This window comes from Ensifer sp. VA4, assembly GCF_055710065.1.
In genome coordinates, this window is the sequence record NZ_JBVQPO010000049.1 from 1 (window position 1) to 787 (window position 787).

Here is a 787-nt window from a genome sequence, read left to right on the forward strand (position 1 = left end):
CGTTGCCCAAACCTACGCGATGGGCCGGCTCGCACCTGCGGGGGCTGGTCTGCGCGACAGACTTACCATTCTGACGATCGAGGATGGTACGGTGCGCACCGCCTCGCTCAACGTGTCGAATTCCGTCACTGCGGCGCCGGAAGTCATCGCGCTCACGCCGGACGGCGCGACCGCTTTCGTGGTGGAGCGGCTCGGTGAACGGCCGGCCGGTGGAGAGACGGTGCGGGACCTCTCGCCGGGGAACCGGCTCTTCGCGGTCGACCTCAGCGACAAGGCAAATCCGGTGATCGCGGATACGATTGAGATCGCCCCGTTCCCTGAGGCGCTCTCCGTCGGCCCACAAGGTGACAGGGTGGCGGTCGTCTCGAATACCCCGGACGCGAGCTATCTTCAGATCGCTGCCCTCGCCGACGGCAGGTTCGGGGAAGTCGCGCGGTTCAGCCTGGGCGATCTCGGCGTGGAGGGCTCGTCTTCCGGACCGCGCGGCGGCATGACGGCGACGAATGTCCAATGGCATCCGAGCGGTCGCTTTCTAGCCGTCAACATAAACACGCAGAACCGGGTCGCGTTCTTTGCGGTGACGGAGCAAAACGGAGCTCTCAGCGTGCGATCTTGGGGCAACATCGTCGAGGTTTTCGAGGGCCATGCTGGCGCGGATGCTGACAGCGGTGCGGGTCTCGAAGTTTTTCGCGTGGTACGCGGCGAACGCCCCGCGCTCGAAAGGCTCGGCCGCGTTCCTGTTCCCCATGGCGCCCATCACGTCGTCGTCGGACAGTGACATTTCGAT

At 65.3% G+C, this 787-nt stretch carries 1 protein-coding gene; it reads left to right on the plus strand.

Annotated features, from left to right (window positions below):
- The coding region (locus AC0C6X_RS30095; RefSeq protein ID WP_472956692.1) for a lactonase family protein at nt 1–778 on the plus strand (778 nt) is incomplete at its 5' end.
- Nucleotides 779–787: the final 9 nt, after the last annotated feature.